Raw genomic sequence first — 25,690 nt, forward strand, 5'->3', positions numbered from 1 at the left:
AAAGATGGGGCATGATCACCTGATAAGCTTGGGGCGCAGGCGCAACCTGGGGCGCTCTGCGGCCGAAAGATGGCGGTTGAGTCGCGCGTTCATGAGGCCGAACCCGCCCGCGATGAGCAGGGTCAGCACGATGAAATAGAAGGCGAGGATCGGGTAGGGCACGAAGGGATTGTAGGTCTTGTCGGCGAAATAGCTGGCGTAATAGAGCGCGTCGCCGCGTTGCTGGAGCGCGGGAAACCCCGAGAAGAAGACCAGCGTGGTGGCGTGAAAGAGGAAGATCGCCTCATTGGTATAGGCCGGCCAGGCGAGTCGCAACATCGTCGGGAAAACCACCCGGTGGAAGCGGGTCCAGCCCGAGAGGCCGTAGGCATCCGCCGCCTCCAGATCGCCGCGCGGGATCGAGCGCAGCGCACCGTAGAAGATCTCGCCGGAATAGGCGGCGGTGTTGAGAAAGAGCACCACGAGCGCCCCGAGCCAGGCCGATGTGAGCGCCGAGACGGCCGGCACCACGCCTTTGAGCGACAGAAACAAGAAGTAGGCGAAAAAGAACTGGATGAAGAGCGGCGAGCCGCGGAAGAGGAAGATGAACCACTCGGCCGGTTTGCGAAACCTGCGCCGGGGGCTGGCCTTGGCGACGGCGAGCGCCACCGCGAGGATGAAGCCCGCCAGCAGCGCAAGGGCGCCGAAGTAGATGTTCCAGATCATGCCCGAGCCGATCAACGTGAACTGCTGGCAGAGGGTGAAATCGCTGCGCGGCAGCAGCCGCTCGCCATAGCCGAGCGAGCGCAGCCCGTAATCCGCGATGGTCTGCCAGCAGCTCATGCCGGCCCCTCCCGGCGCAGAGCGTCGCCGCCCGCCGTGGCCTGCCCGTGCGTGAGCCGGCGCATGAGCCGCTCAAGCCCGATCTCGGAGACCCGCGTGAGCGCGAGGTAGAAGACCAGCAGCCCGAGGAAATACCACATGCGCCAGTCGCCGTGGGGGTAATCGGTGAAGCGCGGGGTCTTGGTTCCGCCAAGCTCGCGCGCCCAGTAGACGATATCCTCGACCCCGAGCAGGAAGAGAAGCGGCGTCGCCTTGACCAGCACCATCCACAGGTTCGACAGGCCAGGCAGGGCATAGACCCACATCTGCGGCACGAGGATCCGCCAGAAGCTCTGGCGCCGGGTCATGCCATAGGCCTCGGCGGTTTCCAGCTGGGCGCGGGGCACGGAGCGCATGGCGCCATAGAGCACGTTGGAGGCAAAGGCGCCGAAGACGATGGCGAAGGTGAAGACGGCGATGGCGAAGCCATAGGCCTCATGGATCGCTTGCGGCGCGTTGCCCATCGGGATCTTGGCCGCCGGGCAGACGAGGAAGTTCGCGCCCTGCCGCACCGGTTCGGTCCAGTCGGGACAGACGACGCGGTGTTTGACCCATTCCAGCGCCTGATCGAGCGCGATGACGAAGAAGAGGAAATAGGCGATGTCCGGCACGCCGCGCACCATCGCGGTATAGGTCCGGCCCAGCAGCGAGATCGCAAGGATCGACGAGCGCGCCGCGATCGCACCGATGAACCCGAAGGCCAGCGCGACCGGCGCGGTGACCGCGAGCAGCAGCAGCACTGTGCCGAAGCTCTTGTAGAAATTCATATGCACCCCGGTGGTCAGATAACAACTGAACCAGCGGATCCTGTCGAGCGTGTCGGGGTCGGTGCAATAGGAGAACATGGGGGCAGGGGGCGCCCGCGCACGTGGCGCGCGCCCCGTCTTTGATCAGAAGGTGCTGGTGTCTTCGCCGAACCACTTGATCAGCAGTTCGTTGAGCGAGCCGTCTTCCTTCATCGAGGTGATGGCCGCGTCGAACTTGGCTTTGAGCTCGGTGTCGCTTTCGCGCAGGCCAAGGCCGATGCCGCCGCCGAGGGGCACAGGCTCACCCACGAGTTTGAGGCCCGCGTCATTCTCCTCGGCGATCGGCAGGAGGAAATCGCTGTCGGCAAAGACCGCGTCGGCCTCGCCGCTGCGCACGGCCGCGACGGTCTCGTCGGGCGTGGCGAATTCCAGCAGCGTCGCGCCGGTTTCGGCCACGTGGCCCGCCTGGATGGTGTTGGTCTGGGCCGCGACGACGCCGCCTTCGAGATCCGCGTCATCGGAGAGCGCCATGTAGCGCGACGCGGTGGGCGGGTAGTAGTTTTGCGTGAAATCAATGACTTTTTCGCGCTCTTCGGTGATCGACATGCCCGCGATGATGGTGTCGTAGTTGCCCGAGGTCAGGTTGGGGATGATCGAATCCCAATCGTTGGTGACCCACTCGCAGGTCAGCTCGGCGCGCGCGCAGAGCTCATCGCCAAGCTCGCGTTCGAAGCCGTCGACTTCGCCTGCGTCATTGATGAAATTATACGGAGGGTAGGCGCCCTCCGTGCCCATGCGGACGACGTCCTGGGCCAGGGCCATCGTGGCGGTCAGCGCCAGCGCCGCCGTGCCGAGAAGCAGATGTTTCATGGTTGGGAACTCCCTTGTTTATGGTTGGTCATGCTGCGCGGGTCGAACTCAGGAAGCCGCGAAGCCGTTCGGATTGCGGGTTGCCGAAGAGCGCGCCCGGCGGGCCTTCTTCCTCGATCAGCCCTTTGTGCAGGAACACGACGTGGTCAGAGACGTCATGCGCCATTTTCATGTCATGGGTGACGATCAGCATCGTGCGCCCCTCGGCGGCCAGATCCTTGATCACCCGGACAACCTCCTGCTCCAGCTCGGGGTCGAGCGCGGAGGTGGGCTCGTCAAACAGCAGCGCGCGCGGCTCCATGCAGAGCGCGCGGGCGATCGCGGCGCGTTGCTGTTGGCCGCCCGAGAGCTGGGCGGGCCATGCGTCGGCCTTGTCACCGATCCCGACCTTGTCGAGATAACCGCGCGCCGCGGCCTCGACCTCGTCGCGCGGACGGCCGAGCACGGTCACCGGCGCTTCCATGACATTGTCGAGAACGCTCATGTGGGACCAGAGGTTGAACTGCTGGAACACCATCGACAGGTTCGTGCGGATCCGCAGGACCTGCTTGGCGTCGGCCGGACGGCGGGCAAGGCCGGTGCCTTTCCAGCGGATCGGCTCGCCCTCGAAGAGGATCTCGCCCTGCTGGCTGTCTTCCAGCAGATTGGCGCAGCGCAGGATGGTCGATTTGCCCGAGCCCGACGAGCCAATGAGCGAGACGACATCGCCGCGCCGCGCGGTGATATCGACGCCGCGGATCACCTCGACATCGCCGTAGGCCTTGTGCAGACCCCGGATATCCAGCACCGCAGTGCCCTGTGCCTCGGCTGAACTCATCGCCGCTCCATCTTCCCCCCGGGGCCTTGGGTCGCCCGGCACCCGGCACCCGCTGGGCGCCGCTCAATTCGACATATAAGGACGGAGATTTCAGCGCTTGGCAATGGGGTGCGCCGGGTTTGACTTCGGGTCATTCGGCTCAAATCGGGCGAAAGGCGTCGAATCGGGCAGTGTTTCGGGCGATATCGGCGCCTGTTCAGCCGCGTGTCTCGATGCGCTGCCGCGCCATCGCGCTGTCCACGTCCGTCACGCCCAGAAGCGATGTCACGAGGCGCAAAAGCGAGTCCTCCTCATGATCGCGCGCGCCATCGGCCAGCGCCACCTGCCACAGGGCCTCGATCACAGCCAGCCGGTCCTCATAAGGCACTGTGTCCTTGATCGCGCGGGTGAAACGCACCGTGTCGGGCGCCTCGGCCTCCAGCGCCTCGGCCTCGCCGCGCAGGGCGCGCGCATCCGGCTCCGATAGCCCGTAACGGGCCGTGAGCACACGGTCGATTCGCGCGATCTCGGCGGCCGCATAATCGCCATCGGAGCGCGCCAGCCGGACCATGAGCGCCGCGAGGGCAAGCCGACCGTCCGCTTCGGTCAGCGGCGCGGGCTCGGGGGCGAGGAGGGATTTGAGAAAGTCACCAAACATCCGCTCGATATAGTCGGTCCGCCCGGGAAGGGCAAACCGCCAGGCCAAAACTTTCGCCTCAGTACTTGGAGGGGACGTACAGCTCGGGCGGCAGCACCGCGCGCTCGTAGTCGGGGTTGAAGACCCGGTCGGGCAGTTCGACCTCCTCGTGCGGCACGTCTTCGTAGGGGAAGAGCGAGAGCAGGTGGTCGATGCAGTTGAGCCGCGCGCGTTTCTTGTCATTGCCGGGGACGATGTACCACGGGCTCTCGGGGATGTTGGTGCGCGCCAGCATCTCTTCCTTGGCCTTGGTGTATTGCTCCCAGCGGACGCGCGATTGCAGGTCCATGGGCGAGAGTTTCCACTGTTTGAGCGGGTCGTGGATGCGCATGAGGAATCGCATCTGCTGTTCTTCATCCGTTACCGAGAACCAGTATTTCACAAGGTGAATGCCCGACCGGCGCAGCATCCGCTCGAATTCTGGCACGTCCTCGAAGAACTGCTCGACCTCGTCTTCGCCGGCAAAGCCCATGACCCGCTCGACCCCCGCGCGGTTGTACCAGGAGCGGTCAAAGAGCACGATCTCGCCGCCTGCGGGCAGGTGCGGGACGTAGCGCTGGAAATACCACTGGGTCTTTTCGCGGTCCGACGGGGCGGGCAGGGCCACGGTCCGGACAACGCGAGGGTTGAGCCGCTGGGAGATGCGCTTGATCACGCCGCCCTTGCCGGCGCTGTCGCGGCCCTCGAAGATGACGACGACCTTCTTGCGGTGATAGACCACCCAGTCCTGAAGCCGGATCAACTCGGCCTGAAGCCGCAGGAGCGATTTGAAATACTCCGGGCGCGGGATCGTCGGCCCATGGGCGGCGCGGTAGATCTCGCGGATCTTCATCGACAGCACCGCGTCCTCAAGCTCGATCTCGTAGTCTTCGTCGAGCGTGTCGGCGAGTTCGGTCTCGAGCCAGTCGCGGGGATCGGGGTCGGTGGGCGTCTCGGCGGGTGTCTCGGTGGGTGTGTCGGTGGGTGTGTCGGTGGGTCTGTCGGTGGGCATCGGAATTCCGTTCGCGCTGTCGTCTCGGGGCGTCTCGGTCCCGCGTGCGGCGGGGCCGAGCCCGGTTTACCCTGCGAAGTGTAACAGTCGCATCACGGTTTTCCGACACCCGCATTGAGGCGCCGCGATCAAGCGCGATCAGACCAGGCGGCTGATCTCCTTGGCCGCGCGGATGAAATCGGCAAACAGCGGATGCGGATCGAAGGGTTTGGATTTCAGCTCGGGGTGGAACTGCACCCCGATGAACCACGGATGGTCGCTCCATTCGACGATCTCGGGCAGCCGGCCATCGGGGGACATGCCCGAGAAGGTCAGCCCGCAGGCCTCCAGCTTCTCGCGGTATTTCACATCGACCTCGTAGCGGTGGCGGTGGCGCTCCTCGATCTCGGTGGCGCCATAGGCCTCGGCCACGCGCGAGCCCTCCTTGAGATGGGCGGTATAGGCCCCGAGCCGCATGGTTCCGCCCTTGTCATCGCCGAGCTTGCGCTGGACGGTGTGGTTGCCCTGCACCCATTCCTTGAGGTGATACACCACCGGCTCGAACCGTTTCTTGCCGGCCTCGTGGTCGAACTCCTCCGAGCCCGCCGCGTCGAAGCCGGCCATGTTGCGCGCCGCCTCGATCACGGCCATCTGCATGCCCAGACAGATCCCGAGATAGGGGACCTTGTGTTCGCGCGCGAAGGTGGCGGCCTTGATCTTGCCCTCGGTGCCGCGCTCGCCAAACCCGCCGGGGACGAGGATCGCGTGGAAGCCCTCCAGATGCGGCGCGGGGTCCTCGCGGTCGAAGATCTCGGCGTCCACCCACTCGACCTTGACCCGCACCCGGTTGGCCATGCCGCCATGGGTCAGGGCCTCTGCGATGGACTTGTAGGCGTCTTCGAGCTGGGTGTACTTGCCGACAATCGCGACGCGCACCTCGCCCTCCGGGTGATAGATCCGGTCGGCGACGTCTTCCCACTTGGCAAGGTCCGGCTTCGGCGCAGGCGAGATCCCGAAGGCATCGAGCACCGCCTGGTCGAGCCCCTCGCGGTGATAGGCCAGGGGGGCTTCGTAGATCGACTTGAGGTCCTGGGCGGCGATGACGCTGTCGGGCCGCACGTTGCAGAAAAGCGCCAGCTTCTCGCGCTCCTTCTCAGGGATCGGTCCTTCGGAGCGGCAGACGAGGATATCGGGCGCAATGCCGATCGAGCGCAGCTCCTTGACCGAGTGCTGCGTCGGCTTGGTCTTGAGCTCGCCCGAGGCCGCGATGAAGGGCAGGAGCGTCAGGTGCATGAAGATGCACTGCCCGCGGGGCTTGTCCTGGGCGAACTGGCGGATCGCTTCGAAGAAGGGCAGGCCTTCGATGTCGCCCACCGTGCCGCCGATCTCGCAGAGCATGAAATCGACCTCGTCCTCACCGATCGAGATGAAGTCCTTGATCTCGTTGGTGACGTGGGGGATCACCTGAATCGTCTTGCCGAGGTAGTCGCCGCGGCGCTCTTTTTCCAGAACATTTGAATAAATCCGTCCCGAAGATACCGAGTCGGTCTGGCGCGCCGCAACGCCGGTGAAGCGCTCGTAGTGGCCGAGGTCGAGATCGGTTTCGGCGCCGTCGTCGGTCACGAAAACCTCGCCGTGTTCGAACGGGCTCATCGTGCCGGGATCGACGTTGAGATAGGGGTCGAGCTTGCGCAGCCGCACGGTGAAGCCGCGCGCCTGCAACAGCGCGCCGAGCGCGGCTGAGGCAAGCCCCTTGCCGAGCGAGGAGACCACACCACCAGTAATGAAAATGAACCGAGCCATGCGCTCTCGCTCCCGTGATTTGTCGGCGCGTTCCGCCTGAATTGCTCACTGCTCGCCACGGTCGAAAAACCGCGGCATCACGGGACTTGAATACTAAGAGATTCGGCGCGCCAGCGCAACAGTACCCGCAATATCGTGTTGGCAGAACCTGCCGCTTCTCAATATTTTGAGACGTCTAGTCCGCGCTCGGCACCAGCGGAGCATCGTCGGCCGAGGGGGGCAGCAGCGAGCCGCCCTCCATTCCGGGCAGAATCGGCGCGTCCGCGCCGCTCTCGATCGGCGCGTCGCCGAGCCGGTCGATGACCGAGGTCCCGGCGCTGTTGGAGGCCGCGAAAACCGTCAGGGCGATCGAGGTGCAGATGAAGGCCGCGGCGAGATACCACGTCAGTTTGCCGAGCGCGGTTGCCGCCGCCCGGCCGGAGATCGCGCCGCCGCCACCGCCGCCCATGGAGCCCAGACCGCCCTCGTTACGCTGAAGCAGAACCACCCCGATGAGGGCGAGTGCGAGCAGCAAGTGGACGATGAGCAGGACGTTTTCCATAAGGCGGTTCCGAAGCGTCGGTTCTGAGGGTCCGCGACGACTTAGGGCAATCGGCGCGACACTGCAAGGCGATGCATGCGCAAATCCGATTTACACTTCCTTCAGACATTTGAGGAAGAGATTAAAACCGGATGGCCCGGCTCCGGGCGATGTCCCGGAATTACCCGCCAGGAAGGATCGCCACGACGATGTGGCGGAGATTGATTGCATGAGCAGTACAAGTGTTCTGATCGTTGACGACAGCGCCACGCAGCGCAGACTGATCGCCGATGCTCTTTCGTCGCACCCCGATATCGAGATCGCCGGCGAGGCGGCCGATGCCTACGAAGCGCGCGATCTCGTCAAGCAGCGCAACCCCGATGTGCTGACCCTCGATGTCGAGATGCCTGGGATGAACGGGTTGGAATTCCTTGGCCGGCTGATGCGGGCGCGCCCGCGTCCGGTGATCATGGTGTCCAGCCATACATCGCGCGGCGACGATGCCGCGATCCGGGCGCTCTCGATGGGGGCGGTGGCCTGTATCGGCAAGCCGTCGGGCGGCAATCCGGGCAATCTCTATCGCAAGCTGCCCGAGCTTGTGCGCCTCGCTTCCGGGGCGCGGATGCATCAGGTCACTCCGGCGGAAGGCAAGGATGAGCGCCGACTGCGCCCCCGCCCCGTGGTTGACGAAAGCTTTCGGCCCGGCAACTGGCTAGTGGCGATCGGCTCCTCGACGGGCGGTGTCGAAGCGCTGACCGCAGTCCTGTCGCACTATCCCGCGCTTTGCCCGCCGACGGTGATCAGCCAGCACATGCCGGAAAACTTCCTGCGCAGCCTCGCGACCCGGCTCGACAACTTCCTGCCGCCCAAGGTCTCGCTCGCCAAGGATGGCGATCTGCTGGAGCCCGGCCGCGTCTTCATCGCGCCCGGCGATCGCCATGTGGAAATTCGCGGGACCGACGGGCGCTGCCGCATCGCGCTATCCGATGCGCCGGCCGAGAACGGCCACCGGCCGTCCGTCGATGTGATGTTTCGCTCGCTTGTGCCGAAGGCGCGCAAGGTTCTGGCGGTGCAGCTCACCGGCATGGGCAACGACGGCGCGGCCGAGATGCTCTCCCTGCGCAAGGCCGGGGCGCGCACCATCGGACAGGACAAGGCGACCTCGATGATCTACGGCATGCCCGCGCGCGCTTTCGAGCTCGGCGCGGTGGAGCGGCAGCTCCCGCTGGAGCAGATCGGCGCGGCGATCCTCGACCAGACGCGGCGCGTCGCCCGCCCGAACTGAGCCTACGGACCCGCCCCGCACAAGGGCCCCGGCGCCGGTGCGCCCCGCGCCAAATGACGCTGACCGCGATTTACCGGTTTCCCCCCCGCATCCCGCCGGATATATCGGCACGGGTTTCAATCCGCTGACCGGGAGAACGGAATGGCGAACGTGGTTGTCGTGGGCGCACAATGGGGCGACGAGGGCAAAGGCAAGATCGTGGACTGGCTGAGCGAGCGGGCGGACGTGATCGCGCGCTTTCAGGGCGGGCATAACGCCGGCCATACGCTCGTCATCGACGGCGAGGTCTACAAGCTGCACGCGCTGCCGTCCGGGGTCGTGCGCGGCGGCAAGCTTTCGGTGATCGGCAACGGGGTTGTGCTCGACCCGTGGCACCTCCTGGGCGAGATCGAGACGATCCGCGCGCAAGGCGTCGAGATCACCCCCGAGACGCTGATGATCGCGGAGAACACGCCGCTCATCCTGCCGTTCCACGGCGAGCTCGACCGCGCGCGGGAGGGCCAGAACGCCATGGCCAAGATCGGCACCACCGGCCGCGGTATCGGTCCGGCTTATGAGGACAAGGTGGGCCGCCGGGTCATCCGGGTCGCCGATCTGGCCGACCGCGCGACGCTGGAGACGCGCGTCGACCGGGCGCTGGTCCACCACAACGCGCTGCGCGCCGGGCTCGGGCTTGAGCCCATCGACCGCGACGGGCTGATCGCCAAGCTTGAAGAGATCGCGCCCGAGATCCTGAAATTCGCGGCCCCGGTCTGGAAGGTGCTCAACGAAAAGCGCAAGGCGGGCAAGCGGATCCTCTTCGAAGGGGCGCAGGGCGCGCTGCTCGACATCGATTTCGGCACCTATCCCTTCGTGACCTCCTCCAACGTCATCGCGGGGCAGGCAGCGACCGGGACGGGCATCGGACCCGGCGCGATCGACTTCGTGCTCGGGATCGTCAAGGCCTACACCACCCGCGTCGGCGAGGGGCCGTTCCCGACCGAGCTCGACGACGCCGACGGCCAGCAGCTCGGCGAGCGCGGTCATGAGTTCGGCACGACCACCGGGCGCAAGCGCCGCTGTGGCTGGTTCGACGCCTGCCTCGTGCGCCAGACCTGCGCCACCAGCGGCGTCAACGGCATCGCGCTGACCAAGCTCGACGTGCTCGACGGGTTCGAGACGCTCAAGATCTGTACCGGCTACGCGCTCGATGGCGAGGTGCTCGATTACCTGCCGACCGCGGCCGACCGGCAGGCGCGCTGTACGCCGGTCTACGAGGAGATGCCGGGCTGGAGCGACTCGACCGAAGGGGCGCGGAGCTGGGCCGATCTTCCGGCCAACGCGATCAAATACGTCCGCCGCGTCGAGGAGCTGATCGGCTGCCCCGTCGCGCTGCTGTCCACCTCGCCGGAGCGGGAGGACACGATCCTCGTCACCGATCCGTTCTCGGACTGAGCGGGCCATGCGCTATCGCACCCGCCGCCGCCTGTCGCTCCTGATCCTGCTGGTCGGGCTGCCGGTCTACATCATTCTGGCGGTGTGGCTGGTGAGCCTGCTCGATCGCCCGCCGCTCTGGGCCGAGTTTGTGCTCTACGTGGCGCTTGGCCTCGTCTGGGCCTTTCCGCTCAAGGCGGTGTTCCGGGGCGTGGGGCAGGCCGAGCCGGACGCCGCACCTGGCCGGGACGGCGAGGGCTGAGATGATCGGCGCGCGATCCGGGCCGCATTCGGGGAGCGCGGCGTGATCCTGCGCTCGGACCAGCCGCTCACGCTCATCGGAGGCGGCGCGGTGAGCGACGCGGGCTTTGACGCGGCACTTGCGCACGCGCCGAGGATCGTCGCGGCGGATGGCGGCGCGCGCCACGCGCTGGCGCGCGGACAGATGCCCGAGGCGGTGATCGGCGATATGGATTCGATCCGCGCCGGGGAGATCTCGGCGCTGCCCGCAGACCGGCTCCACCGGATCGACGAGCAGGACAGCACGGATTTCGACAAAGTGCTGCGCAACGTGGAGACGCCGCTGTTTCTCGGGCTGGGCTTTCTCGGCGCGCGGCTCGATCATGAGTTGGCCGTGCTCAATACGCTGGTGCGCCAGCCGCACAAGCGCGGGGTCCTGATCGGAGAGCGGGATATCGCGCTGCTCTTGCCCCCCGCGCTGCGGCTGGACCTCGCGCCCGGCACGCGGGTCTCGCTCTTTCCGTTCGGGCCGGCCTCGGGGACAAGCGACGGGCTGCGCTGGCCGATCGGCGGGATCGGGTTCTCGCCCGATGGGCGTGTGGGGACATCCAACATCGCCGACGGCGCGGTCTATCTTGCGATGACGACGGCCAAGATGCTGCTCATGCTGCCGACCGATTGCCTCGGCGCGATGCTCGACGGGCTGGCGGAGGCGCCCCGGTGGGATAGCCTCTGACCCCTGGCCCTGACCCCCGCCCCTGATCCCCGGCGCCGCGCGAGGGGCGGGGCAAGGCAATTGCGCGCTTCCGCGCACGCGTTTCTGCCCGGTGGGGGCGCGACGCGCCGTCTTGGCGGGCGCGCCACGTTGAGCGCGCGAAAGCGCTCGCACCCGCCGCGGGGCTTCTCTATAAGACGGCGGAAACGCGCAAGGAGCCCCTGTCATGTCCGCAAGCAACTCCCCCATTGATCTCGCCAAGCTGGTCGCCGCGCGGCGCGCGGTGGATTTCGTGGAGAGCGGGATGCGGGTCGGGCTGGGCACCGGGAGCACGGCGGCGCATATGGTGCGCGAGCTGGGGCGCCGGGTGCGCGAGGAGGGGCTTGAGATCGTCGGCGTGCCGACCTCGACCGCGACAGCGCGGCTTGCAGAGGAGCTTGGCATCCCGCTCACCACGCTCAACGAGGCCGGATCGCTCGATGTGACCATCGACGGCGCGGATGAGTTTGACGACACGCTGACCCTGATCAAGGGCGGCGGCGGGGCGCTGTTGCAGGAGAAGATCGTCGCGGCGGCGTCGGAGCGGATGATCGTCATCGCCGACGCCGGCAAGCACGTGGGCACCCTGGGCGCCTTTCCCTTGCCGGTCGAGGTCCTTGAGTTCGGGATGCAAAGCACGCGGCGCCATATCGCAGCGCTGCTGGATGAGGCGGATGTGTCCGGGCGCGAGGCGGTTTTTCGTGAGCGCGATGGCGCGCGTTTCGTCACCGATGAGGGCAACCACATTCTCGATCTGCATCTGGGCCGGATCGGCGATGCGCGCCGGCTGGCCACCGCGCTCAACACCGTGCCGGGTGTGGTGGAGAACGGGCTTTTCATCGACCTGTGCGACACGGTGATCATCGGGCACAGTGACGGGCGGGTGGAGATCGGCGATCTGGCCTCCGGGGCCTTTACCGAGGAACATGGCACCGGCGAAGAGGGCGAGAACCTGTTTCGCGACATCGCCGGCTGATCCGGGCTAGAGGAGTTTTGACATGAGCGCATTCGACTATGATCTCTTTGTCATCGGTGGCGGCTCGGGCGGCGTGCGCGCGGCGCGGGTCGCGGCGGGCGAGGCCGGGGCGCGGGTCGGGCTGGCCGAGGAGAGCCGCTATGGCGGGACCTGCGTCATCCGCGGCTGCGTGCCCAAGAAGCTGATGGTCTTCGCGTCGGAATTCGGCGGTATGATCGAGACGGCCTCGGCCTATGGCTGGGGGCATCAGGCCGGCGCTTTCGACTGGAGCGCATTTCGCGGCACGCTGCACGCCGAGCTGGACCGGCTTGAGGGGATCTACCGCAAGCTGCTGAAAAACGCCGGTGTCGACAGTTTCGACGCGCGCGCGGTGATCAAGGATCCGCACACGGTGGCGCTGTCGACGGGCGAGACCTTTACCGCCAAGCATATCCTCGTGGCGACGGGCGGCCATCCGGTCCGGCCCGATGTGCCCAATGCGGAGCTCGGGATGGTCTCGGACGATCTCTTTGAGCTCGACGCGCTGCCGGAGCGGTTGCTGATCATCGGGGGCGGGTTCATCGCCTGCGAGTTTGCCTGCATCATGCAGGGGCTCGGGGTTGCGGTCACCCAGTTTTACCGGGGCGGGCAGATCCTGCGCGGGTTCGACAACGAGGCGCGCGATCTAATGGCCGAGGAGATGATCGCTCAGGGCATCGATCTGCGCGTCGATACCGAGATTGCCGAGATGAGCCCGGTCACGCCGGGCGCGCAGGGCGGGCCGATCCGCGTGCGCTGCATCCACGGGACGGACCAGACCTTCGACGCGGTGCTCTTTGCCACCGGGCGCGTGCCCAACACCAAGGGGCTCGGGCTGGAGGAGGCGGGCGTCAAGCTCGGGCGCGGCGGCGAGATCGTGGTCAACGAATACAGCCAGAGCGACGTGCCCTCGATCTTCGCCATCGGCGATGTGACCGAGCGGATCACGCTGACACCGGTTGCGATCCGCGAGGCGATGGCCTTTGTCGAGACGGTGTTCCGGGGCAATCCGACCCCGGTGGATCACGTGCTGGTCCCCTCGGCGGTCTACACCCAGCCCGAGCTCGGGGCGGTGGGGCTCAGCGAGGAGGCGGCGCGCGAGCTGGAGCATATCGAGGTCTACACGACCACGTTCCGCCCGATGCAGAGCGCCTTTGCCGGCAAGCCCGACCGGGTGCTGATGAAGCTCGTGGTCTCACAGGCGTCGCGCCGGGTTCTGGGCTGCCATATCGTCGCGCCGGCAGCGGGAGAGATGATCCAGATGGCGGCGATCGCGATCAAGATGGGCGCCACGAAAGAGGATTTCGACCGCACCGTTGCGGTCCATCCGACCATGGCGGAGGAAATCGTGACCATGCGCCATCCGACGCGGACGGCTTGATTTCGAGCCACGATTGCACAGGTATGTCACGAGACAACAAAGAGGACAGAGGCTGAATGTCTGAGAACAACGGCGGCCCCTGGGGCAGCGGAAACGGGGGCGGCGGCCAGAGCGGCGGCGGCAACCGGGGTGGAAATCGCGGCGGCGGGCGCAAGCCCGGCGGCGAGTCGCAGATCCCCGAGATCGACGATCTGGTGAAGAAGGGCCAGGAGGGCCTGCGTGTCCTCATGGGCGGGCGCGGCGGCGATGGCCGCAGCGGCGGCTCGGGCGGGCCTTCGGGCCCCGGCTTTTCGCGCGGCACACTGGGCCTCGCGGCGCTGGTGCTCGTGGGGATGTGGGCGTTTTCGAGCTTCTATACGGTGAAGCCCGAGGAACAATCGGTCGAGCTTTTTCTGGGGAAATACTCCGACACCGGCCAGCCCGGGCTCAACTTCGCGCCCTGGCCGCTGGTCACCTACGAGGTGCTCAACGTGACCTCGGAGCGGACGGAGAACATCGGCGCGGGCAATGGCCGCAACGACAACGGGCTCATGCTCACCACCGACGCCAACATCGTCGATATCGAGTTCCAGGTGGTCTGGAACATCAACGATCCGGCCAAGCTTCTGTTCAACATGCGCGATCCGCAGCTGACCGTGGCGGCCGTGTCCGAATCGGTGATGCGCGAGATCATCGCGGCGTCGAACCTCGCGCCGATCCTCAACCGTGACCGGGGCATCATCGCCGACACCGCCAAGGACAACATCCAGTCGACGCTGGACGACTACGAGAGCGGGATCAACATCGTGCGGATCAACCTCGATGCGGCGGACCCGCCCGAGCAGGTGATCGACGCCTTCCGCGACGTTCAGGCCGCCGAGCAGGAGCGCGACCGGCTGCAACGTCAGGCCGATGCCTATGCCAATACCGTGCTCGCCGAGGCGCGCGGTCTGGGCGCACAGGTGCTTGAGGAGGCCGAGGGCTATCGCGCCCAGGTGGTCAACGAGGCGATCGGTGAAGCGAGCCGGTTCCTTGCGGTGGCGCAGGAATTCAACGCGGCCCCCGAAGTCACGCAGCGCCGGCTCTATCTCGAAACCATCGAGCGCACGCTCGGCGGGGTCGACAAGATCCTGCTTGACGAAGGCGGCGAGGGCGGCTCCGGCGTCTTGCCCTATCTGCCGCTCAACGAGCTCAACCGATCCGGGGCAGCCTCCCGCACGAACGAAGGAGCGAACTGATGCGCAAATCAGGTATTTTCATCGCCGCCGGCGTTGTCGTGCTGGTCGGTATCTTCATGTCGCTCTTCATCGTGGACGAGCGCGAGAAGGCCCTTGTCCTGCAATTCGGCCAGATCCGCCAGGTGGTTGAGGAGCCGGGGCTCGGCTTCAAGGTGCCCTTGATCCAGGAGGTCGTGAAATACGACGACCGGATTCTGTCGCTCGACACCGACACGATCGAGGTCACGCCGTCGGATGATCGCCGGCTCGTGGTCGATGCCTTCGCGCGCTACCGGATCGCCGATGTGGTCCAGTTCCGTCAGGCGGTCGGGGTGGGCGGGATTCGCGCCGCCGAAGTGCGCCTGTCCTCGATCCTCAACGCCCAGATCCGCGAGGTGCTCGGCGCCGATCAGGTCACGTCCGACGTGATCCTCTCGCCCGAGCGGCGCGATCTTGCGCTGCGCATCCGCGCCCAGGCCCGGACCAGCGCCGATAGCCTCGGGCTGGAGATCGTGGACGTTCGGCTCAAGCAGACCAACCTGCCCGAAGAGAACCTCGAAGCGACCTTTGCGCGGATGCGCGCGGAGCGTGAACGGGAAGCGGCGGACGAGATCGCGCGCGGTAACGAGGCGGCCCAACGGGTGCGCGCCGCGGCGGACCGGACGGTGGTCGAGACGGTCTCGAACGCCGAGCGGGAAGCGGAGATCACCCGGGGTGAGGCCGATGCGGAACGGAACCGCGTCTATGCCGAAGCCTTTGGCGACAATCCCGATTTCTTCGCCTTCTACCGCTCGCTGACCGCCTTCGAGCGGACCTTGCAGTCGGAGAATTCGACGCTTGTGATCTCGCCCGACAGCGAGTTCATCAGGCCGCTCTTTGAAGCGATCCGGGCCGAAGGTCTTGAGCCGGTGCAGATGGGCAATATCGATCTGGACGCGCTGCGCGAGATGGCGCCGGAGACCGGGACATCGCCCGACCTGCCGGAGGCCGAGCGCTTGCGGCTTGAGGAAGACGCCGCCGCCGAGGCGCCGCAGGAGCCCGCATCGGAGGCTGAAGCGGCGGAGACTGAGGCGGTTGAGACCGAGGCCGAGGCGGGCGATGCCGAGGCCGAAACCCCGACCGGGAATTGATCGCCCAGATCCTTTTCGCCCTCGGGCTTGTACTGTTTGTGGAGGGGCTGGCCTATGCGCTGGCCCCCCATCTTTTGGAGCGCATGCTGGAGATGCTGCGCGCGCTGCCCATCCCCAGCCGCCGGCAGGTCGGGCTTGTGGCCATGGCGCTCGGGTTGATGCTGGTTCTGGCCTCCGATCTCATCCCGTTCTGACCCCGCCCGCGCGCCACACGCCGGGGTGAAGAATTGTGACCCCGGATTGTGTTGCACCTTCGATGCCCTACATTGATGCTTGAAACCTCCCGGTGTGCTAGTCCTAGGGTGTCGCAGCCGGGTGGGCATGAACAGACAGGAGATAGTCGAGTGAAACCGCAACAAATCGCCATACCGGTTCGGGATCCGATGACCGGGCTTCGCGTGTGGAGCCTCGCGTTTGTCGCAGTGCTTCTGCTGATGCTTCAGACAGTCGCCGCGCGCGCGCTTCCCGAAAGCTTCGCCGACCTCGCTGACAAGATCAGCCCCTCGGTCGTCAACATCACCACATCCACCGTCGTGGCCCAGAGCACCGGGCCGCAGGGCGTCGTCCCCGAGGGCTCGCCCTTTGAGGATTTCTTTCGCCAGTTTCGCGAGCGCGAAGGCGAGGGCAACCGCGCCCGGCGCACCTCGGCGCTCGGCTCGGGATTCGTGATTTCCGAAGATGGCTACGTGGTCACCAACAACCACGTCATCGAGGGCTCCGACCGGATCACCATCGAGTTCTTCTCCGGCGAGGAGCTTGCCGCCGAGGTGATCGGGACCGATCCCAAGACCGATATCGCGCTGCTGAAGGTCGAGGCCGACAAGCCGCTGCCCTATGTAAGCTTCGGCGACAGCGACACCGCCCGCGTGGGCGACTGGGTGATTGCGATGGGCAATCCGCTGGGGCAGGGCTTCTCCGTCTCGGCCGGGATCGTCTCGGCGCGCAACCGCGCGCTCTCCGGCACCTATGACGACTACATCCAGACCGACGCCGCCATCAACCGCGGCAACTCCGGCGGGCCGCTCTTCAACCTCGACGGCGACGTGATCGGCGTGAACACCGCGATCCTGAGCCCCAACGGCGGCTCGATCGGCATCGGCTTCTCGATGGCCTCCAACGTGGTCACCCGCGTGGTCGACCAGCTGCGCGACTTCGGGGAGACCCGCCGCGGCTGGCTTGGCGTGCGACTGCAACCGATCACCGATGACATGGCCGAAGCGCTCGGGCTGTCCTCGACCGCGGGCGCCCTCGTGGCCGATGTGCCGGACGGGCCGGCGGCGGATGCGGGCATTCAGGCCGGCGACGTGATCGTGACCTTTGACGGGGAGGACGTGGCCGATATCCGCGATCTGACGCGGCAGGTCGGCGCCACCGAGGTCGGCAAGACCGTGCGCGTCGTGGTCAACCGGGGGGGCGAGACCCAGACCATCCTGGTCACGCTCGGCCGCCGCGAGGAAGCTGAGGGGACGATCCCCGCCGTGGCTCAGGCTCCCGAGGTGGAAGAGCCCGCCGAGAAGAGCCTGCTTGGCCTCACCATCGCGCCGCTCACCGATGAGATGCGCTCCGGGATGGGGCTCGGCGCTACGGTCGACGGGCTGGTGATCACCGACATCGACGACACCAGCCAGGCCTATGAGAAGGGCCTGCGCGCGGGCGATCTGATCACCGAGGCGGGCCAGCAGAAGATCACCAGCATCGCCGATTTCGAAGAGCAGATCGCGGCGGCGGAGGAGGCCGGGCGCAAATCGCTCCTGCTTCTGATCCGCCGGGACGGCAACCCGCGTTTCGTGGCGCTCGCGCTTGACGCCGAGTGATCCGCGCGCGCCGGCCCGCATCGGCCGGCCGCTTTGAGAGGCAAACCGTCCCGGGCGCCAGCGCGCGGGGCGGTTTATTCATCGGCGCACTGAGAATTCGCTGCGTCTCCGCTGGGCCTCGGCTCTGGCCAAAGCCACGGAATCCGACTATCCCGCCAGCCAGCGAAGGTCGCCTGCGCGGCATAGGAAGGACACTGCATGACGATTGAAACCCCGGGCCCGATCGAGGAAAATCTGCGCGATGCGATTTCCTCCGTCGAGGAGATCATCGAAGACGCGCGCAACGGGCGGATGTTCATCCTCGTCGATCACGAAGACCGCGAGAACGAGGGCGATCTGATTATCCCCGCCCAGATGGCGACGCCGGATGCGATCAATTTCATGGCGACCTACGGGCGCGGGCTCATTTGCCTTGCGATGAATTCCGACCGGATCGAACAGCTTGGCCTCAAGCTGATGAGCGCCAACAACTCCTCGCGCCACGAGACCGCCTTCACCACCTCGATCGAGGCGCGCGAGGGCGTGACGACCGGCATCTCCGCGCAGGACCGGGCGCGCACCGTTTCGGTGGCCATCGATCCGACCAAGAGCGCGGCCGACATCGCCACCCCGGGCCATGTCTTTCCCTTGCGCGCGCGTCAGGGCGGCGTGCTGGTCCGCGCGGGCCACACCGAGGCCGCGGTCGATATCTCGCGGCTGGCCGGGCTCAATCCCTCGGGCGTGATCTGCGAGGTCATGAACGATGACGGGACGATGGCGCGCCTGCCCGAGCTGATCGGATTCGCGCAGCGCCATGGGATCAAGATCGGCACGATCTCCGATCTGATCGCCTATCGCCGCCGCCACGACAACCTCGTGCGCATCACCCGCGACGAGATCATCACCTCCGAATTCGGCGGCGAATGGCGGATGCGGATCTACGCCGATGAGACCCACGGCGACGAGCATGTGGTGCTGACCAAGGGCGAGCTTGACGGCGACGCGCCGGTGCTGGTGCGGATGCACGCGATGGATCCGTTTCTCGATGTGATCGGCACCGGGCCGCGCGGGCGTGCCGACGAGTTCGCCGATGCGATGCGCCTTGTGGCCGAGGAAGGGCGGGGCGCGGTCGTGCTGCTGCGCGACACCTCGATGAAGCTCACGCCCGAAGACCACGTCTCGCCGAAAACGCTGCGCCAATACGGGCTGGGGGCCCAGATCCTGTCCTCGCTCGGCCTGTCGAAGCTGATCCTGCTCACCAATTCGCCCACCCCCCGCGTGGTCGGGCTCGACGCCTACGGGCTCGAGATCGCCGGCACGCGCAAGATTTCGGAGCTTGGCTGATGGCCGTGACCCACGATGACGCGCTCGCCCGCCCGAGCTTTGACAAACCGGTGAAAATTCTCATCGTCGTTGCGCCCTATTACCGTGCCATCGCCGAGGACCTGCTCGCCGGCGCGCGGGCCGAGATCGAGGCCGCGGGCGGTAGCCACGAGACCGTCGAGGTGCCCGGCGCTCTGGAAGTGCCCTCCGCCATCGGCATCGCCGAGCGGCTCTCGAATTTCGATGGCTACGTGGCGCTCGGCTGCGTCATCCGGGGCGAGACGACCCATTACGATACGGTCTGCAACGACAGCTCCCGCGCGCTCACGCTCCTCGGGCTTCAAGGCCTGTGTATCGGCAACGGCATCCTGACGGTCGAGAACGCGGCGCAGGCCGAAGTGCGCGCCGATCCGGCGGGTCAGAACAAGGGCGGCGGCGCGGCCGCAGCGGCCTTGCATCTCATCGCGCTGGCCCGTAGATGGGGCGGCTCGCGCAAGGGGGTCGGCTTTCAGCCCCAGGGCGACGAGTATCAGATCGCAAGCTCATCCAAAGGCACCGCATGACCAAGAGCGAGACCCTCTCGGGCAACCAGAAACGCAAGATGCGCTCCGCCTCCCGGCTCTATGCCGTGCAGGCGCTGTTCCAGATGGAGGCCGCGGGCCAGACCATCGACGCCATCCAGCGTGAGTTCCTCGACCACCGCTTCGGCGCATTCGTGGAGGACGAGGGGATCGAGTATATCGAAGGCGATGTGGAGCTCTTCGGCGCTCTGGTGACGGAGGCTGTCAACAATCAGGCCCGAATCGACCAGATGACCGACCGCGCGCTTGTGGCCAAGTGGCCCATCGCCCGGATCGATCCGACCTTGCGCGCGCTCTTCCGCGCGGCGGGGGCCGAGTTCCTCGACCCCGAAACGCCCCCAAAGGTGGTCATCACCGAATTCGTCGATGTCGCCCGCGCGTTCTTTCCCGAAAGCCGCGAGCCGAAATTCGTCAATGCCGTGCTGGACCACATGGCGCGAGAGGCCCGCCCCGAGGCCTTTTGATCGCGCCCGGGGAGCGACGGACGGGGCGCGAGGCCGGGCGCCAACAAAGCTGCCCGGTGCGGTCGTTTTCGTATGACGCCGCGCCGATTTTGCGCCAGTCTCTCTACGTGCAGAAGCGCGACCCTGCAAAGGAGAGCCCATGACCAGCCACAGGTTCTGGGACCGTCAGGCCCGGAAATACGCCCAATCGCCGATCTCGGACGAGGCGGCTTATGAGTACACCTTGGAGCGGATCGGCGCCTATCTGACGCCGGAGGCCGAGGTGTTGGAGCTCGGCTGCGGCACCGGGTCCACCGCGCTGCGCCTTGCGCCGCAGGTCCGCGCCTATGCCGCGAGCGACTATGCGCCGGAGATGATCGCGATCGCGCGCGAGAAGGCAGAGGCGGCCGGGGCAAAGACGCTTCACTTCCGCGTCGCCGGCGCGCATGAGATCGCGCCCGAGGGGCGGGGGTGGGATGCGGTGATCGCACTGAACCTGCTGCATTTGCTGCCCGATCCGGAGGCGGCGGTGGCGCATGTGCACGGGCTGCTCAAGCCCGGCGGGCTCTTCATTTCCAAGACCTTTTGCCTGCCGGACGGGCGTGCGCCGCTCTGGCTCCATGCGATGCGCGCGGCGCTGCCGGTCCTGCGCGTCCTGGGCAAGGCGCCGGCGGTCACGTTCCTGAAAGTAGCCGAGCTTGATCGGGCCACCGCACGCGCCGGGTTCGAGATCTTGGAGGCGGGCAATTACCCCGCAAACCCGCCGCGGCGGTTCATCGTCGCGCGCAAGCTGGATGCCTGAGCGCCAAGGTGCGGAAAAGTGGCGGGCCCGCACGCAGCCGTCTGGTTATCTCATTCCCGAGGACCTGTATGTACAGGTGGGCGCCAGGTAACCGGACCAGGATCCGGACAGAGCCAGCTCCCTCGGAATTGCTTAAGGCCACCGGAATGCAACCGTTGACGAGAAGGGCAGCACCCGCCTCGGAAGGAGGTAGTATGCCCGGGCCCCGCCGACAAGGGGGCGCGCGCAAATTCATGGCCCCAAGCGGCGCGCGGCGCGGTTTCCCTTGCCGCCCCGAAATTCCGGGCTTAGGCATCGGGGCATGAGACTTCTCTTTCTTGGTGATGTCATGGGCCGCGCGGGCCGCGCCGCCGTGACCGAACATCTTCCCGGGCTGCGCGAGGACTGGCGACTGGATTTCGTCGTGGTCAACGGCGAGAACGCCTCCAACGGCATGGGGCTGACCGGCGATCATGCCAAGGCGCTGCTGGAGGCGGGCGCCGATTGCGTGACCCTCGGCGATCATGCCTTCGACCAGAAGGACATGCTGCGCGCGATCGAGGGTGAGACGCGGCTCCTGCGCCCGCTCAACTACGCCAAATCCGCCCCCGGGCGCGGCGCGCGCCTCTTCGAGGATCGGCGCGGGCGAAAGATCCTCGTGGCTCAGGTGCTGGGGCAGGTCTTCATGAAACGCGCCTTTGACGATCCGTTCTCCCATCTCGACGCCGTCCTGCGCCAGCATCCGCTCGGCGGGCAGGCGCAGGCGATCCTCGTCGATGTGCATTGCGAGGCGACGAGCGAGAAGATGGCGATCGGGCATTTCTGCGACGGGCGCGCGAGCCTCGTGGTCGGCACCCACACCCACGTGCCCACCGGCGATGCCCAGATCCTCCCCGGCGGGACGGGGTATCTCACCGATGCGGGGATGTGCGGCGATTACAACAGCGTGATCGGGATGGACAAGGCCGAGCCCATGCGCCGCTTCGTGACGGGCATGAGCAAGGAGCGGTTTACCCCCGCGCTCGGGGAGGCAACACTCTCGGGCGTGTTCGTCGAGACCGACGACCGGACCGGCAAGGCCACCTCGATCCGCATGGTCCGGCAGGGCGGGCGGCTGGAGGCGGCGGGGCCGTGAGGCGGGCATCTGGTCGCGGGGCGCGCGCGCAGGCTTGCCCCCGGCCCCGCGATCGCGGAAGATGCACGGCGGAACTGACGGGAGCCTTTGATTTTGGGTAATATCCTGACCCTGTCGCAGTCGGCGGAGGCCATTCTGGCGCTCTGTGTCGTGGCGCTGATGTTCGTGATGTTCCTGCGGGAGACCTTCCCGACGGAGGTCGTCGCGTTCACCGGTGTATCGGTGCTGCTCCTGACCGGCGTTCTGCCCTATGAGGACGCGCGCACGGTGCTGGCGAACCCCGCGCCCTGGACCATCGCGGGGATGTTCATCGTCATGGGCGCGCTGGTGCGCACCGGCGCGCTGGAGGCCTTCACCTCGCTCACCGAACGCCACGCCCGGACCCGGCCCAAGCTCGCGCTCGCGGCGCTGATGGGGATCGTCGTGCTGGCCTCGGCGGTGGTGTCCAACACGCCGGTCGTGGTGGTGATGATCCCGGTCTTCGTCCAGCTTGCGCGCACCATCGGGATTTCCGCTTCGCGGCTGCTCATCCCGCTGTCTTATGGCGCGATTTTCGGCGGCACGCTGACGCTGATCGGCACATCGACCAACCTGCTGGTGGATGGCGTCGCGCGCAGCAACGGCCAGCGCCCCTTCGGCATTTTCGAGGTCACGCCGCTGGCGATCGTCCTCGTGGCCTGGGGCATGTTCTATCTCGCCTTCATCGCGCCGCGCCTGCTGCCGGAGCGGCCGAGCATGGCGACGATGCTCTCGGATCGCTCGCGCATGAAGTTCTTTACCGAGGCCGTGGTCCCGCCCGAATCCAACCTCATCGGCCGCGAGGTCACCGGGGTGCAGCTGTTCCGCCGCGACGGGGTGCGCCTCGTCGACGTGGTGCGCGGCGACGAATCGCTCCGGCGCGATCTGAAGGGCGTGACGTTACAGGTCGGCGATCGCGTGGTCCTGCGCACCCAGATGACCGAGCTGCTGTCGCTCCAGCGCGACAAGTCCCTCAAACGCGTGGACCAGCTCTCGGCTAAGGAAACCACGACCGTCGAGGCGTTGATCACGCCGGGCTGCAAGATGGTCGGGCGGCGCCTCGGGGCGCTCCGGCTGCGGCGGCGCTTCGGCGTCTACCCGCTCGCCGTCCACCGCCGCAACCAGAACATCGGCCGCCAGCTCGATGATCTCGTGGTGCGCGTGGGCGACACGCTGCTGCTCGAAGGCGCGCCCGATGACATCCAGCGCCTCGCCGCGGAAATGGAGCTCGTGGACGTCTCCCAGCCCTCCGCCCGCGGCTTCCGGCGCTCCCACGCGCCGCTCGCGCTCGCCGCGCTCATGAGCATCGTGGGGCTCGCGGCCTTCAACGTCGCGCCGATCCTGGTGCTGACCGTCTTCGCCGTCACCGCGGTGCTTGTCACCCGCTGCATCGATGCTGATGAGGCGTTTTCCTTCATCGAGGGGCGCCTTCTCGCGCTGATCTTCGCCATGCTCGCCATCGGCGCGGCGCTGGAGGCATCGGGCGCGGTGGCGCTGATCGTGGATGCGGTGGCCCCGGCGCTGACCGGCCTGCCGCCCTTCCTCGTGGTCTGGGCGATCTACCTGCTGACCAGCATCCTGACCGAGCTGGTGAGCAACAACGCCGTGGCCGTCGTGGTCACCCCCATCGCGATTGGTCTGGCCCAGGCGGTCGGGTTCGACCCGCGCCCGCTCGTGATCGCGGTGATGATGGCCGCCTCGGCCAGTTTCGCCACGCCCATCGGCTACCAGACCAACATGCTCGTCTACGGCCCCGGCGGCTATCGTTTCACCGATTTCCTCAAGGTCGGCATCCCGCTCAACCTCTCGACCGGGTTGCTCGCCTCCGCCCTGATCCCATGGTTCTGGCCGCTCTGAGCGCGGATCAGGAGCCTTTTTCGGCCGGGAGGCGCGAGGCGTAGTAGAAGGCGATCGCCTGGGCGCGATTGCGCACCGAGAGCTTCTCGTAGAGGTTGGAGAGGTGGAATTTCACCGTATTGGTGGTGATCCCGAGCTCGGCCGACAATTCGCGGTTGGTCAGCCCCTTGGACAGCGCTTCGAGGATCGCGCGCTCCTTGCGCGAAAGCGACTGGATCGGATCGGCCTGAAGCTCGCGCACATCGACGAAGGGAAAGACCATCTTGCCCGCCGCCACGTCCACACAAGTTGAGAGCAGCCCGTTCACCTCGCCCGAGCGGGGGGCGAAACCGGCCGCTCCCGCCGCCATGGCCCGCCGGGGCAGATCGCCTGCCTGATCATCGAAGATGACGATCCGGGGCGGTGCGCTCTGCTCGCGCAACACCTCGATGAGCTTGGCCGCGCCCAGAAGCGGCAGGTTCCATTCCACGACGCCCACGAGCGTCGGCACCCGCAGAAACGCCGAGAGAAACCCCTCGGCCGTGGCGCTGGTGGCGATGACCGAAAAGCGGTCGTCCTTCTCGAAAATCTCCGACATGGCCGACAGTACGAGCGGATTGCTGTCGGCGAGCATGATCTCGATCGGCGTGGGCATTTTGTCTAACCTTTTGATCTCACTTACGTTTGGCGAATAAACCACCCTATTGGGCAGGGGTGATTTCAGTATACGATTGGATACTTACACGAAAGTATGGGAAAAAGACTACCCAAATAGCTGCCCAAAAGCAGGAGTAACTGACGTTGCCCGCCAAGGCAATCGCGCGTTTCTTAGGCCGACCGACTACATCCGCGCATTGGGGAGGCATGCCATGGACACCGTCATCTACCCGAAACTCACGATTCCCGCCACGATCGCCGCCGGGCCGGGGCCGGGCAACACCGATGAGCGCGTGCTGAACGCCTTCGCCTCGGCGGGGGTTGCCGATCACATGCACCCCGACGTGCTGCGCGGGATGGTCGAGTGCAAGGAGATGCTGCGCGCGATCATGGGCACGAAAAACACCTACACCTACGGCGTCGCCGGGACCGGCTGGAGCGGGTTGGACGTGATGTTCAACGCGGTGATGCCGGGCGACACGGTGGTGATGTTCGTCAACGGGACGTTCTCCGGCCTCGACGGGCTGACCGTGCGGATGAAGGCCGCGACCGCCGAAGAACTCGCCGCCGCGCCCCTCGATCCGCAGCCCGCCAGCGTCACCATCGTCAACGTGCCCCATGGGGAGTCCGTGACCGCCGATGTGATCGATGCCGCCCTTGCCGAGCACAAGCCCAAGTGGGCCGCCATGGCGCATTGGGAGACCGGCTCGGGCCGGACCAACGACATCGCCGCGCTCTCGGCCGCCTGCGAGAAACACAGGGCCATGGGGCTGGTCGATGCGGTCTCGTCGCTCGGCGTCGAGGATTTCGCAATCGATGACTACCCCGGGATCGTCGGCTGGGCCTCCTGTCCGCAGAAGGGCATCTGCTGTCTGCCGCTGACCTATGCGCCAGTCTCCTTCTCGGACCGCTACATCGAGGCGCTCAAGGCCAGCGGGACGCGCAGTTTCGTCCATCATCCGATCCTCGAGGCGCGTCACTGGGGCATCATCGACGGCAAGGATGCGGAAAAAGGCACCTATCACCGGACCCATTCGGCCTACGCGGTCGCCGCCTTCCACGAGGCCCTGCGCATCACGCTTCAGGAAGGGCTCGCGGCTCGGTCGGAAAGCTACCGGTTCTACGAGAGCGCCCTGCGCGCGGCGCTGGAGGAGATGGGCTGCGAGGTGACGTCCAACATGACGTCGCTCGTGGTCTTCAACCTCCCCGGCGCCTTCGCGGGCCGCGAGATGGAGCTGGTCCAGGCCTGCCGCGCCGAGAATTTCGGCATCTGGCCGACCCTGTCGGAGCCGGTCCAGATCCGCATCGGGATCCTCAACCTGCTCTCGACCGACCATATCAACACCATCGTTTCCCGTTTCGCCGATGCGGCGGAAAAGCTGGGGATGCCGGTTGATCGCGCCGCGCTCGATGCTATCCTCGCCAAGCATTTCGGAGAGACCATCGCGGCGGAATAGGGCGGCCTGA

The 25,690-nt window shown here is 66.6% G+C and carries 26 protein-coding genes; 17 read left to right on the top strand and 9 right to left on the bottom strand.

Annotated features, from left to right (window positions below):
- Positions 1–15: 15 nt before the first annotated feature.
- The 8 genes from BM353_RS02670 to secG all read right to left on the bottom strand — a co-directional run bounded on the left by BM353_RS02670 (position 16) and on the right by secG (position 7,284).
- Positions 16–822, bottom strand: coding sequence for an ABC transporter permease (locus BM353_RS02670; RefSeq protein ID WP_092076315.1), 807 nt, complete (start codon positions 820–822; stop codon positions 16–18).
- Positions 819–1,706, bottom strand: a complete 888-nt coding sequence (locus tag BM353_RS02675; RefSeq protein ID WP_092076317.1) for an ABC transporter permease — start codon at positions 1,704–1,706, stop codon at positions 819–821. Before BM353_RS02675 ends, BM353_RS02670 begins: the two co-directional genes overlap by 4 nt.
- Positions 1,707–1,751: 45 nt before the next feature.
- Entirely contained in the window at positions 1,752–2,477 is a 726-nt protein-coding gene (locus BM353_RS02680; RefSeq protein ID WP_092076319.1) for a transporter substrate-binding domain-containing protein, read from the bottom strand.
- Positions 2,478–2,505: 28 nt separating this feature from the next.
- Complete coding sequence (locus tag BM353_RS02685) at positions 2,506–3,294, bottom strand: ABC transporter ATP-binding protein (RefSeq protein ID WP_092076321.1); 789 nt, start codon at positions 3,292–3,294, stop codon at positions 2,506–2,508.
- Positions 3,295–3,490: 196 nt separating this feature from the next.
- Positions 3,491–3,931: a tellurite resistance TerB family protein gene (locus tag BM353_RS02690; protein WP_092076493.1), complete on the bottom strand. Its 441-nt coding sequence runs from the start codon at positions 3,929–3,931 to the stop codon at positions 3,491–3,493.
- A 58-nt stretch (positions 3,932–3,989) separates the two neighbouring features.
- Entirely contained in the window at positions 3,990–4,961 is a 972-nt protein-coding gene (gene ppk2 / locus BM353_RS02695) for a polyphosphate kinase 2 (protein WP_092076323.1), read from the bottom strand.
- Positions 4,962–5,099: 138 nt separating this feature from the next.
- Positions 5,100–6,743: a CTP synthase gene (locus BM353_RS02700; RefSeq protein ID WP_092076325.1), complete on the bottom strand. Its 1,644-nt coding sequence runs from the start codon at positions 6,741–6,743 to the stop codon at positions 5,100–5,102.
- A 175-nt stretch (positions 6,744–6,918) separates the two neighbouring features.
- A complete protein-coding gene (gene secG, locus BM353_RS02705) occupies positions 6,919–7,284 on the bottom strand; it encodes a preprotein translocase subunit SecG (RefSeq protein ID WP_092076327.1) in 366 nt (121 codons plus the stop codon).
- A gap of 208 nt (positions 7,285–7,492) precedes the next feature.
- On the opposite strand from secG, the gene BM353_RS02710 reads away from it, so the two are divergent.
- The 16 genes from BM353_RS02710 to BM353_RS02785 all read left to right on the top strand — a co-directional run bounded on the left by BM353_RS02710 (position 7,493) and on the right by BM353_RS02785 (position 23,587).
- Positions 7,493–8,548, top strand: a complete 1,056-nt coding sequence (locus tag BM353_RS02710) for a protein-glutamate methylesterase/protein-glutamine glutaminase (protein WP_092076329.1) — start codon at positions 7,493–7,495, stop codon at positions 8,546–8,548.
- A 141-nt stretch (positions 8,549–8,689) separates the two neighbouring features.
- Positions 8,690–9,982, top strand: coding sequence for an adenylosuccinate synthase (locus BM353_RS02715; protein ID WP_092076331.1), 1,293 nt, complete (start codon positions 8,690–8,692; stop codon positions 9,980–9,982).
- Positions 9,983–9,989: 7 nt separating this feature from the next.
- Positions 9,990–10,223 carry a DUF2842 domain-containing protein gene (locus tag BM353_RS02720; protein WP_092076333.1) on the top strand — a complete coding sequence of 78 codons (234 nt, stop codon included), beginning with the start codon at positions 9,990–9,992 and terminating at the stop codon, positions 10,221–10,223.
- Between the two features lie 42 nt (positions 10,224–10,265).
- Complete coding sequence (locus BM353_RS02725; RefSeq protein WP_092076335.1) at positions 10,266–10,937, top strand: thiamine diphosphokinase; 672 nt, start codon at positions 10,266–10,268, stop codon at positions 10,935–10,937.
- 205 nt (positions 10,938–11,142) lie between these two features.
- Positions 11,143–11,931, top strand: coding sequence for a ribose-5-phosphate isomerase RpiA (rpiA, locus tag BM353_RS02730; protein ID WP_092076337.1), 789 nt, complete (start codon positions 11,143–11,145; stop codon positions 11,929–11,931).
- Positions 11,932–11,953: 22 nt separating this feature from the next.
- Positions 11,954–13,330: a glutathione-disulfide reductase gene (gene gorA / locus BM353_RS02735; protein ID WP_092076339.1), complete on the top strand. Its 1,377-nt coding sequence runs from the start codon at positions 11,954–11,956 to the stop codon at positions 13,328–13,330.
- 56 nt (positions 13,331–13,386) lie between these two features.
- The gene (gene hflK / locus BM353_RS02740; RefSeq protein WP_092076341.1) at positions 13,387–14,547 is read left to right on the top strand and encodes an FtsH protease activity modulator HflK; all 1,161 of its coding nucleotides are present in this window, start codon (positions 13,387–13,389) and stop codon (positions 14,545–14,547) included.
- Positions 14,547–15,656 (top strand): protease modulator HflC, encoded by a 1,110-nt coding sequence (hflC, locus tag BM353_RS02745; RefSeq protein WP_092076343.1) that lies wholly within the window; start codon positions 14,547–14,549, stop codon positions 15,654–15,656. The genes hflK and hflC overlap by 1 nt, the downstream gene beginning before the upstream one ends.
- Entirely contained in the window at positions 15,656–15,850 is a 195-nt protein-coding gene (locus BM353_RS02750) for a DUF2065 domain-containing protein (protein ID WP_092076495.1), read from the top strand. Before hflC ends, BM353_RS02750 begins: the two co-directional genes overlap by 1 nt.
- A 189-nt stretch (positions 15,851–16,039) precedes the next feature.
- Complete coding sequence (locus tag BM353_RS02755; protein WP_092076345.1) at positions 16,040–17,470, top strand: Do family serine endopeptidase; 1,431 nt, start codon at positions 16,040–16,042, stop codon at positions 17,468–17,470.
- Positions 17,471–17,668: 198 nt separating this feature from the next.
- Positions 17,669–18,793, top strand: coding sequence for a 3,4-dihydroxy-2-butanone-4-phosphate synthase (gene ribB / locus BM353_RS02760; protein WP_092076347.1), 1,125 nt, complete (start codon positions 17,669–17,671; stop codon positions 18,791–18,793).
- A complete protein-coding gene (locus BM353_RS02765; protein ID WP_092076349.1) occupies positions 18,793–19,335 on the top strand; it encodes a 6,7-dimethyl-8-ribityllumazine synthase in 543 nt (180 codons plus the stop codon). Before ribB ends, BM353_RS02765 begins: the two co-directional genes overlap by 1 nt.
- The gene (gene nusB, locus BM353_RS02770) at positions 19,332–19,817 is read left to right on the top strand and encodes a transcription antitermination factor NusB (RefSeq protein WP_092076351.1); all 486 of its coding nucleotides are present in this window, start codon (positions 19,332–19,334) and stop codon (positions 19,815–19,817) included. Before BM353_RS02765 ends, nusB begins: the two co-directional genes overlap by 4 nt.
- A 139-nt stretch (positions 19,818–19,956) precedes the next feature.
- Entirely contained in the window at positions 19,957–20,598 is a 642-nt protein-coding gene (locus BM353_RS02775; protein WP_092076353.1) for a class I SAM-dependent methyltransferase, read from the top strand.
- A gap of 301 nt (positions 20,599–20,899) precedes the next feature.
- The gene (locus tag BM353_RS02780; protein ID WP_092076355.1) at positions 20,900–21,712 is read left to right on the top strand and encodes a TIGR00282 family metallophosphoesterase; all 813 of its coding nucleotides are present in this window, start codon (positions 20,900–20,902) and stop codon (positions 21,710–21,712) included.
- Positions 21,713–21,814: 102 nt separating this feature from the next.
- Positions 21,815–23,587, top strand: a complete 1,773-nt coding sequence (locus tag BM353_RS02785) for an SLC13 family permease (protein WP_425439382.1) — start codon at positions 21,815–21,817, stop codon at positions 23,585–23,587.
- A 7-nt stretch (positions 23,588–23,594) separates the two neighbouring features.
- Here the strand turns inward: BM353_RS02785 and BM353_RS02790 are convergent, their stop codons facing one another.
- Positions 23,595–24,221, bottom strand: a complete 627-nt coding sequence (locus BM353_RS02790; protein WP_245759532.1) for a response regulator transcription factor — start codon at positions 24,219–24,221, stop codon at positions 23,595–23,597.
- A gap of 214 nt (positions 24,222–24,435) precedes the next feature.
- Between BM353_RS02790 and BM353_RS02795 the strand changes: the two genes are divergently transcribed.
- Positions 24,436–25,680 carry a pyridoxal-phosphate-dependent aminotransferase family protein gene (locus tag BM353_RS02795; RefSeq protein WP_092076357.1) on the top strand — a complete coding sequence of 415 codons (1,245 nt, stop codon included), beginning with the start codon at positions 24,436–24,438 and terminating at the stop codon, positions 25,678–25,680.
- The last annotated feature ends 10 nt before the right edge of the window (positions 25,681–25,690 follow it).

Origin of the sequence: Poseidonocella sedimentorum (genome assembly GCF_900116005.1) — a bacterium.
GTDB classification, from domain to species: domain Bacteria; phylum Pseudomonadota; class Alphaproteobacteria; order Rhodobacterales; family Rhodobacteraceae; genus Poseidonocella; species Poseidonocella sedimentorum.